The organism is Roseburia sp. AF12-17LB (genome assembly GCF_003479605.1).
In the GTDB taxonomy this organism is placed as follows: domain Bacteria; phylum Bacillota; class Clostridia; order Lachnospirales; family Lachnospiraceae; genus Roseburia_C; species Roseburia_C amylophila.
The window spans coordinates 19,044-34,804 of record NZ_QUHR01000014.1; the positions used below are offsets into that span (position 1 = coordinate 19,044).

Genomic DNA, 15,761 nt, shown 5'->3' on the forward strand with positions numbered 1-15,761 from the left:
GAAGAATAATGAGAAGAATGAGGATATTTTATGGCATATGATTTTACAAAAATGAGAAATATTCTATCGGAGTGGAATTTAGAACTTACTGCAGAGAAAGAGCAGCAGTTCCTGACTTTTTATGAAATGCTGGTAGAAAAGAATAAAGTAATGAATCTTACTGCAATCACAGAATTTGAGGATGTTGTGGAGAAACATTTTTTAGACAGTATTTCTCTTTGCCAGGTGATGGACTTAAAGAAGCCGCTTACTTTATTGGATTTGGGAACCGGAGCCGGTTTTCCTGGAATCCCACTTAAGATTATGTTTCCGGAGCTTAAGATTACTCTGGCGGATTCCTTGAATAAAAGGTTATTATTCTTAAATGAAGTTATGGAAGCACTTAATCTGAAGGATATTGAAACGGTTCATGGAAGAGCAGAGGAGCTTTCTAAAAGAAAAGATTATCGGGAATCCTTTGATTTATGTGTTTCCAGAGCAGTTGCTAATTTATCCACATTAAGTGAATATTGCCTACCATTTATCCACATAAGCGGCAAATTTATCTCTTATAAGTCTGGAGAGGTGGAAGATGAGCTGAAGGATGCAAAGAAGGCAGTTTTCGTGCTGGGCGGCGAGATAGAGGATGTAATTCACTTTACACTGCCGGATAGTGACATTAAACGTTCTTTTGTTGTAATTCATAAGGTTCATGCAACACCAAAAATATATCCACGTAAGGCTGGAACTCCATCAAAAAGCCCTTTAAAGTAAAAATTAAAATTAGATTAAACTACGGGAAACATGTTTGGTTCCTTCTTTTCTATTATAATTTTTCTCGATAGTTGAGTAAATAAAAAGGATAACAAATTTTCGTTTGTTATCCTTTAAAGATTTATACGTTGTTTTCAATGACTGGTTTTATTATTGTAAGAACATTAAAACAATATCTTTAAATTTATCTGGCGTTTCAAGCTGGGGAAGATATCTGGAATTGGAAATGTAGGTTGCTTCAATATTCTTATTTAAGTGAAGATATTTTTCTGTAATAGCTACGGCATTATTTCTTTCTCTACTGGAAATGATGTAGAGATTGTCTGCTTTTTTCACAGCATTGGTGATATCAATATTGACATAATTTCCTTTGGTGCTGGCAAGCAGATATTTTCCGGCACTGTTTCCTTTGTGTGCAGATTCAAAGTAAGTATCTTCTAATTTGGATGAAAGGAATGTTTTCTTGAAGATATACTTACTTTCAATGTAATTGCGGATTCTCTTGTGATGCATAATCAGGTTATAGATAAAGGTACCAAGAATTGGAATCTCTAAAATAGTTTTGGCAGCCTTTGTTTCTTTTGTAGGCATCTCCCTGATAATATTGATGTCAGATGGATTAACCAGAATAATTTTTTTAAAGTTATCCGGCTCCATTGCCTGTGCCATAATGACGAAAGAAGAAGAAATACCGGTTACGACTATATTTGCCGCTTCTTTTACAATGTCGTGGATAAAATTATTAATTAGCTGTACATATAGGAAGTTGGTATAGGTAATACCCGGTTTTTCAGAACGGCCGCAGCCAAGCAGGTCGATAGTGTAGACGGTATGTTTCTTTTCCAGGCGGTGTACAATCTTACTCCATTCTTTGGCAGAAGAAGCAGGATTCAGTTCATGAATCAGAACAACCGGAGTTCCTTTACCGGAAACAGTATAGAAGACGTCACCATTTTTCCAGTGATACATATTTCCTTCTTCGGTAGTTAAAAGATTTTTTTGTCCTGCAGTATAATCTACAATTCTATTTATAATATACATGCCGGCAACAGCAGTAGTAGTGATGCCGATTACTTTTTTCAGGTTTCTGTTCATTGTAATTCCTCCCTAAAGTTTATGATACTTTTATTATAAACAAAAACATGCTGCTTTACAATTAAAATCATGGAATAAGACTTTTCAGATTGAAAAAAATGGTTTACAATTATTATGTATACCATATAAGAACATATGTTCTAGGAGGAGCTATGATTAGAGAATATCTGGAGAAAATTCAGAAGGAACTGATAGATCAAAAGAGAGAGACAGAAAAGAAAATTATTTCTTTAGAAAATACAGAAAAAGAAAATATAAAATTTATTGAACTTCTGGATGAAATAAATGATCCAAATTATGAAGCGTTTACTCCAAGAACAGTGAATGCCCGTAATAAGGAAAAAATTAATGAGCTGAAAGTACAGCAGAAAAATATTATCAAAGAAAAGTCTGAATTACAGAACAAGTTATATGATGTACAACGTCGTTTGGAAGAGTGTCAATCTATTATTCAATGTGAGAGGGAAAAGGAGACAATTGCCCAGCAATATCAGGAAGAAGATAATGCAGAATATAAGATTCAGTTATTAGAAGCACAGGAAATGGAGCGACAGCGCATTGCGAGAGATTTACATGATTCTACAGTACAGGATCTTACCAGTATGCTTCATAAGATAGAACTTTCTATGCGTGTAATGGATATGGATTCGCAGCGTTGTAAAATGGAATTATCAAATGTACTTGATAATATTCGCAATGTGATAAGCAATACAAGGAAAATGATATATAACCTCAGACCAATGTCAGTAGATGATATAGGAATAGATGTAACACTGAAACATGCTATTGCAAAAATTGAGCAGGAGTGGAACCGGAAGATAGAATATATTATAATAGGAAAACCGTTTCACGTTAAACCTGTTGTTGCATTGTCTTTATTAAGAATTATGCAGGAGGCATGCACGAATGCATTGAAGTATGCTGATGCAAAAGAAATATGTGTTGTATTAGAATATACTGAAAATGATATTTCACTTGTAATTGAAGATGATGGTATTGGATTTAATACAAAAAAGAAAGTTGCAAAAACAAAAAATTCCGGTTTTGGTTTATCTATTATGAAAGAAAGAGTTCATCTTTTATCAGGTGAGATTCAGATAAAAAGTGAAGAAGGAAAGGGTACTACAATAAGTATTCGTGTACCAAATTTTGTCGAGGAGGAAGAAAATGAGTAAAGTGAAAGATAAAATAGAAATAATCATAGCAGATGATCATATGATGATTCGGGAAGGCTTGAAACAATTACTGGAACTGGATGGTACGATGAAAGTAATTGCGGAGGCAAATGATGGTGAAGAATGTCTGAATTTATTAAATAAGAAGATTCATCCAGATATACTTTTATTAGATATAAATATGCCTAAGAAAAATGGTATTGAAGTATTAGAATATATTAAACAGAATAAAATCCCAGTAAAGGTATTGATATTAACAGTTCACAATGAAGTCGAATATTTATTGAAAGCTGTTGATATCGGCATTGATGGATATTTATTAAAGGATTCCAGTTATGATGAATTAAAAGAAGCAATTGATGTGGTTATTTCTGGAAATACTTATATTCAGCCAAGTCTTCTTCCTGCACTAAATGAAAGTATGGAAGATTATGCTTTAGATAAAGAAAAAATTGAATGGCTGACTAAGAGAGAACTAGATGTACTTCGATTGATTTCAGAAGGATGTAGCAATAAGAAAATATCTGATGAGTTGACAATTAGTGAACGAACAGTAAAAAATCATATTTCCCATATATTTAGAAAAATAGATGTGCAAGACAGAACACAGGCTGCTGTATTCGCTATTCGAAATAAGATAAGTTAGAATAAATAGTAATTGATATACAATATAATAGAGGTATTTTGATAAAATGTTTCACGTGAAACATTAGTAAAAGAACGTCCGTGAAACATAAAATAGATACAAGATTTAGTATAAATAAAAAAATAAGTCTACTATATTATGAAAGGAAATGTTTCATGTTTCACGTGAAACATTTTTTTCTTTACAGAAAATTGTTTTCCTGTAAAGAAAAAAACAAAAGTAAAAACAGAGAAAATAATAGAAAAAATTACTTTCATTTCTACATGGATTTACTGGAAATGAAAGTGTTATAGTGTTATAATAAAACAAGTTCGGTACAGATAAAATAATAGAAAACTGAAATTTATGTTTCAATGATGAAAGAGACAGAAAGGAAAATAATATGGGAAGAATAATAGCAATAGCAAATCAGAAAGGCGGAGTTGGTAAAACCACAACGTCTATTAATTTGTCATCATGTCTGGCAGAAGCCGGAAAAAAAATATTGGCAATAGATTTGGATCCGCAGGGAAATACTACCAGTGGATTGGGAGTTGATAAAGATGATTTAGAAAATACTGTTTACGAATTAATGCTGGATGAATGTACAATTCGTGAAAGTATTCATAAAACAGAAATTGAAAATCTGACTTTGATTCCATCTAATGTAAACTTGTCCGGAGCAGAGATTGAACTTTTGGGAATCAATGATAAAGAGTATATTTTAAAAAATGCAGTAGATTATATCCGGGACGATTATGATTTTATTATTATTGATTGTCCGCCATCTTTGAATATGCTGACAGTAAATGCTATGACAACAGCAGATACCGTATTGGTACCAATTCAGTGTGAGTATTATGCATTGGAAGGAATCAGCCAGTTGATTCACACCATCGACCTGGTACAGGAAAGACTGAATCCAGATTTAAAGATGGAAGGAGTTGTATTTACTATGTATGATTCCAGAACAAATCTTTCTAATGAAGTAGTAGATAATGTAAAAAATAATTTACATACAACAATTTATAAAACAATCATTCCAAGAAATGTAAGATTAGCAGAAGCACCAAGTCACGGCCTTCCAATTAATCTATACGACAGCAGGTCAGCGGGAGCAGAAAGCTACAGACTTCTTGCAAAAGAAGTAATTGACAGGGAGGATATCTAAATGGCAACAAGAAAAGGTGGATTGGGAAAAGGTTTGGATTCATTGATTGCAGATAAAGTTGGAACATCCAATGAGAAGACAGATGCAAAAAATGAAGTTATGGTAAATATCAATAAAGTAGAACCAAATAAAGAACAGCCGAGAAAGAATTTTGATGAAGATGCATTATTAGAATTATCAGAGTCTATCAAACAGTTTGGTGTCTTGCAGCCACTTCTGGTAGTAGACCGGAAAGACTACTACGAAATCATTGCCGGTGAGCGAAGATGGAGAGCAGCAAAGATGGCAGGATTAAAGAAAGTTCCTGTAATCATCAAAGATTTAACTGAACAGGAAATCGTAGAGATTTCACTGATTGAGAATATCCAGAGAGAAAACTTAAATCCAATTGAAGAGGCAATTGCATATAAACGCCTTTTAAATGAATTCAATCTGAAACAGGATGAAGTTGCGGAGAGAGTATCAAAGAGCAGAACTGCAGTTACTAATTCCATGCGGCTTTTAAAACTTTGTGATAAAGTGCAGCAAATGGTAATTGACGATATGATCTCTACCGGGCATGCGAGAGCTTTACTTGGAATCACTGATGAAGAAAAACAGTATACACTTGCACAGAAAATCTTCGATGAGAAAATCAGTGTAAGAGATACTGAAAAGCTGGTAAAGAAAATGCAGAAACAGAAGAATGCACCTGCAAAAGAGGTGAATCCGGAAAAGAAAAAACTGGATGCTGTTTACCAGGAAGCAGAAGAAAAAATGAAAACAATACTTGGAACAAAGGTTATCATTAATCAGAAGGATTCTATGAAGGGAAAAATTGAAATCGAATATTATTCCCCGGATGAATTAACAAGAATATATGAATTAATCGAAAGTATTAAAAAATAGAACATTTGTTTGTAATTAAGAGAAGAGGATAACAACATGATTTTTTCAGAATATTTAGGAATTGATTCCGATTATGTAATAGTAGGACTGGCAGCACTGGTATTGATACTTTTTATAGTTACCATTGTAAATATCGTCCAGATGAGTAAGTTAAAAAAGAAATATAAAAAGTTCATGTCTGGAAAAGATGCCAGGACGCTGGAAGATGTATTGAAAGAGCGTTTAGATGAAATAGATGATCTGGTTGCATCTAACAAGGCAAATAAGAAAAATATCGAAGATATATTTGCTACTTTACGTTTTACATTCCAGAAGCTTGGACTTGTAAAATATGATGCTTTTAATGAGATGGGTGGAAAGCTGAGCTTTTCCCTTGCAATGTTGAATGAGCGCAATGACGGATATATCATCAATGCAATGCATAGCAGAGAAGGCTGCTATACGTATATTAAGGAAATTATTGATGGAAATTCTATTATTGCACTTTCCGAAGAAGAAAAAGAAGCTTTAGAAATGGCAATGAAATCAAAAGATGAATAAATTTAATGAATAAATTTGCAGAAAGCAGATTGTAAAAATGACAGGCATACTATATAATAGGGTATGCCTGTTTTAGGTTTTCAGATGGTATTTCAAGGAAGGAAGAACAGATTCGTGCATAGCTATTTAAGAGCAATTGGATTTCAGAACAATATGAAAAAATCTGATATAGAGAAACTCACGGATAAAATCGTTTCATCCCCGGATAGAATTGAAGTTTCAGAAGATTCCATGGGAAATGAATTTGTAGAAATGACGAAAGAGATTGCACCGGGAGCTGGAATCCGTGTTTGCGGAGAATATGCAGAAGATGGAACCTTTCATACCGAATACTATTACCCGTATGTAGAGGGTGACGGAATTACGACCCAGGAGCAGATAGAGATAGAGAAGCATTCCGAAAAAGAATCTTATGCCGGTGTCTGTGACGAGATGAAGCTGGGCGTTACATTGATTTTCTATTTACAGAATGTTGCAGAATATTTATCCGAGCATCATAGAAATCCGAAGATGCATCCAATGTCCGCTACATTAAGTGCATTGTCATTAAATGGAAAAATCATTATGCCAATCAGCAAAAATGAAAAGCAGATCCAGAATACAAAGAAAAACAGTCAGGACCGTAATTATCTCATTGCAGCTGCAAGAGAGGGAGACGAAGATGCCATTGAAAATCTTACACTGGAAGATATTGATACGTATTCCATGTTGTCAAGACGAATAGCTAACGAGGATATCTTAAGTATTGTAGATTCCTATTTTATGCCATACGGAATCGAAAGTGACCAGTATTCCATTTTAGGTGAAATTGTAGATTACAGGATGGAGAATAATAAGATGACAGGTGATAAAATCTGTTTGCTTACACTGGACTGTAACGATTTGATATATGATGTCTGCATCAATGAAAAAGACCTTCTGGGGGAACCTGCAATTGGCAGAAGATTTAAGGGAGTCATCTGGATGCAGGGAAAAGTAAATTATTAGGTAATATTAGTTCTCATAGTTAAATGGATATAACAAGTGCCTCCTAAGGTTCAATCATGGTTGAGACTTATGGAAGTTGGAAAGTGATAAGTCAGAGTTCGATTCCAACAGGGATTGACCTGAATGTCAAAATAAGATACAATGGAAATTCATCACTAAGTGTTGAATTCATAGATATGGCAGCCGGAGCCAAAAGAGCTGAAAAGCCCGAAAATACGGCATTTGTCTCCTTAGTTAAATGGATATAACGGGGTCCTCCTAAGGTTCAATCATGGTTGAGACTTATGGAAGTTGAGAAGTGATAAGTCAGAGTTCGATTTCAACAGGGATTGACCTGAATGTCAAAATAAGATACAATGGAAATTCATCACAAGAGTGATTGAATTCATAGATATGGCAGCCGGAGCCAAAAGAGCTGAAAAGCCCGAAAATACGGCATTTGTCTCCTTAGTTAAATGGATATAACGGGGTCCTCCTAAGACTCTATTGTAGGTTCGATTCCTATAGGAGACGCTCATTTTTAGCGGTAATGAAGATAGTTTCATTGCCGCTTTTTTCATGCAGAATTGCAATTTCAGTGACAAATTTGTCAGCGAAACAGGGTTAAATATACTGATTTTGTCAGCGGGGATGGATGCTTGTCACTGATTCACATTTTCTAGTCTGTCACCCGGACGGATTAACTACAGTGTAGGATGAACTTTGGGGTGTAAAATTAGGAAAAGCAGTGAAACAAAACACGATATTCTTGTCTGTGATATCAGGCCTGTCGGAAGAGTCCGTTCAGATTAGAGAAATACAATCTATTCTGGACGGGCTTTTTTGCGTTCAGGGAAAGGAAATTGCCTATGGAAGAAAAGAAGGAATTGCAGAATCAGGATGAAAGAGTTGTAGAGATTGAGCTGGAAAGACTTCGGGGATTTGTAAACCATCCATTCAAGGTTCAGGCGGACAGTCAGATGATTGAATTGCAGGAGAGTATTAAGAAGTATGGAATATTAAATCCTCTGATAGTCAGACCGAGGCAGGATGGAACTTATGAGATCATATCGGGTCACAGAAGAAAATTTGCAGCTGAAAAGATAGGTTATCGTAAGGTACCTGTGATCATTCGTGTATTAAAAGATGACGAAGCGGTTGTATCTATGGTTGATTCAAATTTACAACGGGAAATGATTAGTCCAAGCGAAAAAGCATTTGCTTACAAAATGAAGTATGAAGCAATCAAAAGGAAGGCAGGAAGAAGAAAATGTGGTCAGGTAGACCATAATTTGGGAAAGAAAAGCATTGAGCTCATTGGAGAAGAATGCGGAGACAGCCCCAAGCAGGTTCAGAGGTATATCAAAATAACGGAACTTATTCCTGAAATGCTTGAAAAGGTGGATGACGGAAGCATGGGATTTACCCCGGCAGTTCAGTTGTCATTTCTGAAAAAGAAGGAGCAAAAGGAAATGCTGGATGCAATGGAATTTGCTCAGTGCACACCATCACTTTCCCAGGCACTCCGTATAAAGAAATTAAGTTCGGATGGGAACCTTACAGTAAGGGATATGGAAGATATCCTAAGTGAAATTAAGCAAAAAGAGATAGACCGCGTAGTATTCAAAACGGAGCAGCTTCACAGATTTTTTCCTGTCAGTTACACGGCAGAGCAGATGAGGCGTGAAATTTTGGAAATGTTGAAATTAAATATGAACAAATATTGGGATGCATAAAGGAGGAACGGATTATGTGCAGAGTAATAGCAGTATCAAATCAAAAGGGTGGAGTAGGTAAAACAGTATCATGTGTGAATCTTGGAATTGGATTGGCACAGGAAGGAAAAAAAGTACTTCTGATAGACGCTGATCCACAGGGAAGTCTTACAATCAGCCTGGGATATGAGGAGCCGGATGAAATGGAGTATTCTCTTGCAACACTGATGATGAACATTGTGAATGATGAAAAACTGAATATAGAAAAGACAATCTTACACCATAAAGAAGGCGTAGACCTTATCCCAGCCAACATTGAATTATCAGCAATAGAGGTGTCTTTGGTAAATGCCATGAGCAGGGAACTGATTCTGAGATCTATGGTAGACAGGCTGAGAGAATTTTATGATTACATCATAATCGATTGTATAACCTGGATAAGTATGAAATCTATAGCATGAGAATACTCATTGACAATGGCAACACCCCCGCCGCCCCGCGCCCGTATATCGGGCATTACGGGCGGTTGCGGAAAGCCTACCTTGAACAGTACCGCCCCGACCTCTACACCGCCCTTGTCGCAAATGAGAAGCTGCATGAGCATTGCGCCGAGATTGACGAAGCCGCCCGGAGCCGGATTGACCTTATCATGCCGCAGCTTGCAAGGAGCGCGGAAGCTACCGAAGCACTCAAAGCTACCGACCCCATGAAATGGGTGGGACTGATGAACGCTTGCAGGGCGCAAGCGGAGGAAATTGCCAAGTTTGAGCTAGTCTATGTTTGACGGTCAAGAGCCGGAAAAAACACCCGAAAAATGCCCCTATTGCGTAACAGGGGCGCAGAAAGGAGAGTTTATGAGAACAGGGCTTACGAAGCAGGAAAAGACCACCGATATTTGGTTTGACGAGAAAAACCCGATTATCCATATCCGCACCCACAACACCGACTTAAAGAAGCGGCTTGCCGCCTACTCCGGACAGTACCCCGACCAGTGCCGCCAGACCGACGCAGACCCCGAAACGGGCTGCATGGAGTTTGAGATTGCAAAGGGGCGCTTCTCTTTCCGTCTGACCGCCCCATACAACGAGGAACGGCGGGAAGCTGCGCGGCGGTCTGCCAGAGAAAACAAGGCCACTGACAGGCTGAAATGAGGTGGATTTATTCATAACCATGTGCTATGATATTTATAGATAGTGAAACTTCCTTTCAATTTTTTCGTCTATACAAGTAACAGAGAAGAACAGGAGGCTTGTTCCATGAGAAAAAAGAGATTGATGATTGCAATAGCTTGTATCATTTTAGTAGGTATCGCGGTAATCGTATTTTTTTCACAACAGGGGAAAAAACCGTATAAGGATTTGGACGCAGCGCAGATTGTTTCCGCTAAAGTGTTATTAACACCGCCAGACAAAACGATTGAGATTGAAAATATCCAAGAATTAGTTGAATATTTGAATGATGTTGTTGTCTATAATGAGGATAATTCTTACACAGAGTATGATGGACAAGGCGTTGTTTTTACCTTGACTATGGTAGACGGTACACAAACAGATATTATGGCGTATAACCCATTTATTGTCATTGACGGTATCGGTTATAAGACAAAATATGAGCCATGTGAAGCACTCAACAGCTATGCAAATGAATTACTAAACTCTGGGACTGCCAATATAATTTTGGAAGAACCGCCCACATTAAGCGTTGTGAGTGACGAAACCGCTATCGGTGCAGTATTAGGAACTTATTCGTGGCAAAAAACAAATATTGACGGAACTGCTGAAAGCACAATAGCTGATAGCCCACACCCGTTAGAGTGCAAGGATCTGTTGTCCCCGCCATTTGAAACAACAGAAACAACAGCTACATTAAGATTTACAGAAGACCCAGATACAATTTTAAGTGTGCAGTGCTGGAGTGACGAACATTGGGGAGAGCCTGCTACAAACAGCGAAGATGTAACTATTGTTGGAAACGTACTCACTCTTAAACTGGGCGGATATATTTATGAAGTAACAGCTGAATGGAATACTGAAAATGGCTATGGCGGAACAGCAAGCTATTTTATATATTTGAAAACAGCAGACTAAAATTGAATAGCCACCCACAAGGGCAGCCGAGAAAATCGACTGTCCTTTTTCTATGCCGACAGGCAGAAAGGAGCGACCACCCATGACAAAGCCAAGAGAGAAAACCCGCGAGGAATTGACTGCCGAGATTGAGGACGGGAAGAAGAAAATCCGGCAGTTTGAAAATCGGGAAAAGATGCTGCGTCAGAAGCTATCCAAAGAGGAACGCAGAACACGCAGCCACCGCCTTATTGTCCGGGGCGCGGTCTTTGAAAGCATTGTGCCGGAAGCAAAGAACATGACCGACGAGGAAGCCGCAGCACTTCTTAGGCTTGCCTTGACGAGTGAACCAGCGCGGGAATATCTGAAAAAACGAGCCGAAAGCAGGAACGCCGAATAAATCCCTTAGGAACTAAGGGCGCACTTATACACCCTTACGGGCGTGTGCGCTCTGCCGAGGGCTTATCTTCGCACAGGGAGATTTCCCCGCGCTCCGATATGGCGGCTTTGCCGCAACAAGGGGCTGCACCCCTTGCGCCGCTTCGCGGCTATCCCTGCACACCCACAAAAACAGTACACCCGCCGTTGGCGTCTGTACCATTTTTGCGGGTTTTATTATCCTATCCGGGAGGTGATACCCATAGCCATTTACCATTGGAACATCGGCATTGTGAGCCGAGGAAAAGGCAAATCAGCCGTTGCCGCAGCCGCCTACCGAAGCGGCGAAAAGCTGACAAACGAATGGGACGGAATGACTCATGACTACACTCGCAAAGGCGGCGTTGTCCATACAGAAATCATGTTGCCGCCCCACGCACCGCCCTCATTCGCTGACCGTTCAACCTTGTGGAACAGCGTGGAGCTTTACGAGAAAGCCGGGAACGCCCAGCTTGCGCGTGAGATTGACGCAGCACTCCCCATAGAATTATCCAGAGAGGAACAGATCCGGCTTGTCCGGGAATACTGTTCCTCTCAATTTGTTTCCAGAGGAATGTGTGTGGATTTTGTTATCCACGACACCAACAGCGGCAACCCCCATTGTCATATTATGCTTACCATGCGCCCCCTTGACGAGCGCGGAGCATGGGCGGCGAAATCCAAAAAGGAATATGACCTTGACGAAAACGGCGAGCGTATCCGCTTGCCAAGTGGCAGATACAAGACGCACAAAATTGACCTTACAGGCTGGAACGACAAGGACAACACCCTCTTGTGGCGCAAGGCATGGGCTGACTATACCAACGACTTTTTGGAGAGAAACGGAAGCCCGGAGCGTATCGACCACCGCAGCAACGCCGAGCGCGGCATTGACGAAATACCGACCGTCCATATGGGCGTAGCCGCCTGTCAAATGGAGAAGAAAGGTGTAGCCACCGAGAAAGGCGAACTGAACCGAAATATCCAAAAAGCAAACCGCCTTATACGGGAAATCCGGGCGCAGGTTAGCAAGCTCAAAGAATGGATTGCCGACCTGTTCAAAGTGTGGGAAACCGCCCCGAAGCCGCCGCCGCAATCTCCCAACCTTGCAAATCTGTTGATGAAGTATTTGAGCGTTCAGAGAGAAAAGAGCCGGAAGTATTCGCAGCGTTGGCAACAACAGCACACAGCCGATGAACTGAAAACCATAGCGGCAGCGGTCAACTATCTCTCCGAGCATGGTATCTCTAATCTTGATGAGCTTGACGCTTCCCTTTCCTCTGTCAGTGATAGAGCCTATTCAATCCGGGCAGGAATGAAAACCGCCGAGGAACGCATGAAGAAGCTACAAAAGCTAATTGAATACGGGAAGAACTACACAGAGTACAAGCCCATTCACGATGAACTGAAAAAGCTGCAAAACGGCTGGACAAACAAGCGCGACAAGTACGAGGAAGCCCACCGCGCCGAGCTGACCCTATGGAACGCAGCAAGTCGCTATCTCCATGCAAATCTGCAGAAAGGAACAAAGACCTTGCCTATTGCGGAATGGGAACAGGAATATGCTGACCTCAAAACACAGAGGGACAGCGATTATACCAAACTGAAAGATACCCGCACCAATGTTTCAGAGCTTCAAAAAATCCGCAAATGCGTGGATATTGCACTCCGCGCCGACCAAGCGGAGCAGACGCAGAGCCGCACCAAACGGCATGATATAGACCGCTGAAAGGAGTTGAACTTTTATGTATTACACCCAAGAACAGATAGACCGCGCCAACCAAGCCGACCTTGTTTCTTTCCTGCAATCACAGGGCGAGCAGCTTACCCGCGCCGGACAGGAATACCGCTGGAAGCGGCACGACAGCCTGACCGTCCGGGGAAACAAATGGTACAGGCACAGCCAGAGCAAGGGCGGTGCACCCATTGATTTTGTCATGGAGTTTTTCGGCAAGAGCTTCACCGAAGCCGTTGAACTGCTGACAGGCGAAAAAGGAGCCGCCCCGCCGCTGGACAGACCAAGCCCCGCGCCCCTATCCGACTTCCGGCTACCACCCCGCAGCACCGACAACCGCATAGCGAGGAACTACCTCACAGCAGCCCGCCGCATTGATGAAGATGTGACGGGCTTTTTCTTTTCCACCGGGGATATTTACGAGGAAGCCGCCCACCATAACGCCGTATTCGTCGGCAGAGATGAAAGCGGCATACCGCGATACGCCCATCAGCGCGGCACAGCCGGGAGTTTTCGGCTTGATGTGAAAGGCAGCGACAAAGCCTTTAACTTCTGCTACCGTGGCGAGGGCGAAAGGTTGTTTGTCTTTGAAGCCCCGATAGACCTCTTATCTTTCCTCTGCCTGTTCAAAAAGGACTGGCAGAAGCAAAGCTATCTGGCGTTGGGCGGCGTGGGAGAAAAAGCCCTGTTGCGCTTTCTCTCTGACCGTCCGAACATCAAGACCGTTTTTCTCTGCCTTGACAGCGACCAAGCCGGAAGCGACGCTTGCAGCCGCCTTGCGGAGCTTGTGCCGGAGGGCTTGACCGTCCATCGGCTTATCCCTCTTTTCAAGGACTGGAACGAGGTATTGCAGCACCGGGCAGAAATCACAGACGGGAAGTATTTGCGGGAAGCAATCTACGGCTTGAAAGAGCCGCCGCAGGAAGAAACCGTTGAGATTATCCGCATGAGCGAGGTTGACACACAGACCGTTGAATGGCTATGGGAGCCGTATATTCCCTTTGGGAAAGTAACCATTGTGCAGGGCAATCCCGGCGAGGGCAAGACCACTTTTGCCCTACGCCTTGCCGCCGCCTGCACCACCGGGGGAACGCTGCCGGGAATGAAGCCCTTGCCGCCATTCCAAGTAATTTACCAGACCGCCGAGGACGGGCTGGGCGATACCGTCAAGCCACGCTTGATAGAAGCCGCCGCAGACCTTGACCGGGTGCTTGTGATTGATGAAGCCAAGCGGGAGCTTACCCTGTCCGATGAGCGCATAGAAAAGGCAATCACGCAGAACGGGGCGCGGCTGATTATCCTTGACCCCATACAGGCGTACATGGGCGAAAAAACCGACATGAACCGGGCAAACGAAGTGCGCCCCATGTTCCGCCGCCTTGCCGATGTTGCCGAGCGTACCGGGTGCGCCGTTATCCTTATCGGACATCTCAACAAAGCTGCCGGAGGGCAGAGCGCATACCGGGGCTTAGGTTCTATCGACTTCCGCGCCGCAGCAAGGAGCGTCCTGCTGATCGGGCGCGTGAAGCGAGAACCGAATGTGCGCGTTATCGTCCATGACAAATCTTCCCTTGCGCCGGAGGGCAAGCCCGTTGCCTTTTGCCTTGACCCGGAAACGGGCTTTTCATGGATAGGCGAATACGACATCACCGCCGACGAGCTGCTGTCCGGCGCGGGCGGCAACACCGCCACCAAAACCGAACAGGCGGAACGGCTGATACTGGATTTACTGGCAGACGGGAAAGAGCTTGCCAGCGAGGACATAGAGAAAGCCGCTACAGAAGCGGGCATATCCGCCCGTACCGTCCGGGCGGCAAAGAGAAACCTTGACGGGCGCATTACCTCAAAGCGCATTGGCGCGGCATGGTATCACGCTCTTAAAAAGTGAAACGGCAAAATCCAAGTGGCAAAACCCAGATACCTTGCCACTTTGCCACTTCGCCACTTCAACCTCAAAACCACCGCCCCATGTATGACCGCATGGGGCTTTTCTCATGGAAAGGAGAGCCTATGAACAACGACACCAGCAACCGCAGCACCCCCGCAACCGCTTCCCCTCTGACCGTAAAGGAAGCCGCGCCACCTGTAATGATAAAGAAAATCGGAAAGACCACCTACCGCGTCAAAATCCATTTCAGTGAAACGAGCAAAGAAACCATGAGCGACAAAATCAAGCGTCTGATTTTGAATGACAGCGAAAAAAGTTCTTAAACACCCTTGACAAAACGTATCAGAGTATTCGGTTTTGGGAGGAACTACAGGATAAACGACCCTGTTGATTAATCCGTCATTTTCTAATTCTCTAAGTTGCTGGGTAAGCATTTTGGGAGTTGCAGATTTAATGAGCTTTCCTAATTCATTAAATCTAAGTGTTTTTCCAATGAGATGCCATAGGATAAGTGACTTATATTTACCACCTATAAGCTGAAGGGTTGCTTCTACTGGACATTGGAAAGATTGACATGGTTTCATTATATACGACCTCCTGAAATTTGAATCCATAGTATCATTTTGGGTAGTATGGCACTTAAAAGTGCGTACTTGTAAAAAAGAAATACTGTGATAGCATTATAGCGTACTTGTTGAGCAGGCACAACAAAAATGTATTAAAAATG

The 15,761-nt window shown here is 41.6% G+C and carries 16 protein-coding genes, 1 tRNA gene and 2 pseudogenes; 17 read left to right on the forward strand and 2 right to left on the reverse strand.

Going from position 1 to position 15,761, the window contains the following annotated elements:
• Window positions 1-30: 30 nt before the first annotated feature.
• Window positions 31-753 carry a 16S rRNA (guanine(527)-N(7))-methyltransferase RsmG gene (rsmG, locus tag DWV68_RS13180; RefSeq protein WP_118666003.1) on the forward strand — a complete coding sequence of 241 codons (723 nt, stop codon included), beginning with the start codon at window positions 31-33 and terminating at the stop codon, window positions 751-753.
• A 150-nt stretch (window positions 754-903) separates the two neighbouring features.
• Here the strand turns inward: rsmG and DWV68_RS13185 are convergent, their stop codons facing one another.
• Window positions 904-1,848, reverse strand: a complete 945-nt coding sequence (locus tag DWV68_RS13185) for an alpha/beta fold hydrolase (protein WP_118666005.1) — start codon at window positions 1,846-1,848, stop codon at window positions 904-906.
• Between the two features lie 152 nt (window positions 1,849-2,000).
• Between DWV68_RS13185 and DWV68_RS13190 the strand changes: the two genes are divergently transcribed.
• The 16 genes and pseudogenes from DWV68_RS13190 to DWV68_RS15195 all read left to right on the forward strand — a co-directional run bounded on the left by DWV68_RS13190 (window position 2,001) and on the right by DWV68_RS15195 (window position 15,357).
• Window positions 2,001-3,023, forward strand: a complete 1,023-nt coding sequence (locus tag DWV68_RS13190; RefSeq protein ID WP_022242304.1) for a sensor histidine kinase — start codon at window positions 2,001-2,003, stop codon at window positions 3,021-3,023.
• Window positions 3,016-3,669, forward strand: a complete 654-nt coding sequence (locus DWV68_RS13195; RefSeq protein WP_118057772.1) for a response regulator — start codon at window positions 3,016-3,018, stop codon at window positions 3,667-3,669. Before DWV68_RS13190 ends, DWV68_RS13195 begins: the two co-directional genes overlap by 8 nt.
• Before the next feature lie 382 nt (window positions 3,670-4,051).
• A complete protein-coding gene (locus DWV68_RS13200; protein WP_022242306.1) occupies window positions 4,052-4,819 on the forward strand; it encodes a ParA family protein in 768 nt (255 codons plus the stop codon).
• Window positions 4,820-5,707, forward strand: coding sequence for a ParB/RepB/Spo0J family partition protein (locus DWV68_RS13205; protein ID WP_117699143.1), 888 nt, complete (start codon window positions 4,820-4,822; stop codon window positions 5,705-5,707). It abuts the gene before it with no gap.
• 39 nt (window positions 5,708-5,746) lie between these two features.
• Complete coding sequence (locus tag DWV68_RS13210; RefSeq protein ID WP_117699147.1) at window positions 5,747-6,247, forward strand: DUF4446 family protein; 501 nt, start codon at window positions 5,747-5,749, stop codon at window positions 6,245-6,247.
• Between the two features lie 114 nt (window positions 6,248-6,361).
• Complete coding sequence (locus DWV68_RS13215; RefSeq protein ID WP_118057771.1) at window positions 6,362-7,234, forward strand: DUF3881 family protein; 873 nt, start codon at window positions 6,362-6,364, stop codon at window positions 7,232-7,234.
• Between the two features lie 441 nt (window positions 7,235-7,675).
• Window positions 7,676-7,747, forward strand: a tRNA-Arg gene (locus tag DWV68_RS13220).
• A gap of 335 nt (window positions 7,748-8,082) precedes the next feature.
• Complete coding sequence (locus DWV68_RS13225) at window positions 8,083-8,949, forward strand: ParB/RepB/Spo0J family partition protein (RefSeq protein WP_118057770.1); 867 nt, start codon at window positions 8,083-8,085, stop codon at window positions 8,947-8,949.
• A 14-nt stretch (window positions 8,950-8,963) separates the two neighbouring features.
• Window positions 8,964-9,383, forward strand: a pseudogene (locus DWV68_RS13230) (ParA family protein); the annotation flags it as partial.
• 2 nt (window positions 9,384-9,385) lie between these two features.
• Window positions 9,386-9,712, forward strand: a complete 327-nt coding sequence (locus DWV68_RS13235; protein WP_118057769.1) for a TnpV protein — start codon at window positions 9,386-9,388, stop codon at window positions 9,710-9,712.
• Window positions 9,705-10,079 carry a hypothetical protein gene (locus DWV68_RS13240; protein WP_330416213.1) on the forward strand — a complete coding sequence of 125 codons (375 nt, stop codon included), beginning with the start codon at window positions 9,705-9,707 and terminating at the stop codon, window positions 10,077-10,079. Before DWV68_RS13235 ends, DWV68_RS13240 begins: the two co-directional genes overlap by 8 nt.
• Window positions 10,080-10,184: 105 nt before the next feature.
• Window positions 10,185-11,015 carry a hypothetical protein gene (locus DWV68_RS14805; RefSeq protein ID WP_227194785.1) on the forward strand — a complete coding sequence of 277 codons (831 nt, stop codon included), beginning with the start codon at window positions 10,185-10,187 and terminating at the stop codon, window positions 11,013-11,015.
• An 82-nt stretch (window positions 11,016-11,097) separates the two neighbouring features.
• Window positions 11,098-11,394, forward strand: coding sequence for a DUF3847 domain-containing protein (locus DWV68_RS13250; RefSeq protein WP_117465423.1), 297 nt, complete (start codon window positions 11,098-11,100; stop codon window positions 11,392-11,394).
• 231 nt (window positions 11,395-11,625) lie between these two features.
• Window positions 11,626-13,140, forward strand: a complete 1,515-nt coding sequence (gene mobQ, locus DWV68_RS13255; RefSeq protein ID WP_117465448.1) for a MobQ family relaxase — start codon at window positions 11,626-11,628, stop codon at window positions 13,138-13,140.
• A gap of 16 nt (window positions 13,141-13,156) precedes the next feature.
• Window positions 13,157-15,034 (forward strand): AAA family ATPase, encoded by a 1,878-nt coding sequence (locus tag DWV68_RS13260; protein ID WP_118057768.1) that lies wholly within the window; start codon window positions 13,157-13,159, stop codon window positions 15,032-15,034.
• 200 nt (window positions 15,035-15,234) lie between these two features.
• Window positions 15,235-15,357, forward strand: coding sequence for a transposon-encoded TnpW family protein (locus DWV68_RS15195; RefSeq protein ID WP_118612385.1), 123 nt, complete (start codon window positions 15,235-15,237; stop codon window positions 15,355-15,357).
• A gap of 21 nt (window positions 15,358-15,378) precedes the next feature.
• On the opposite strand, the pseudogene DWV68_RS13270 reads toward DWV68_RS15195, so the two are convergent.
• Window positions 15,379-15,618: pseudogene (locus DWV68_RS13270) on the reverse strand (winged helix-turn-helix transcriptional regulator); the annotation flags it as partial.
• Window positions 15,619-15,761: the final 143 nt, after the last annotated feature.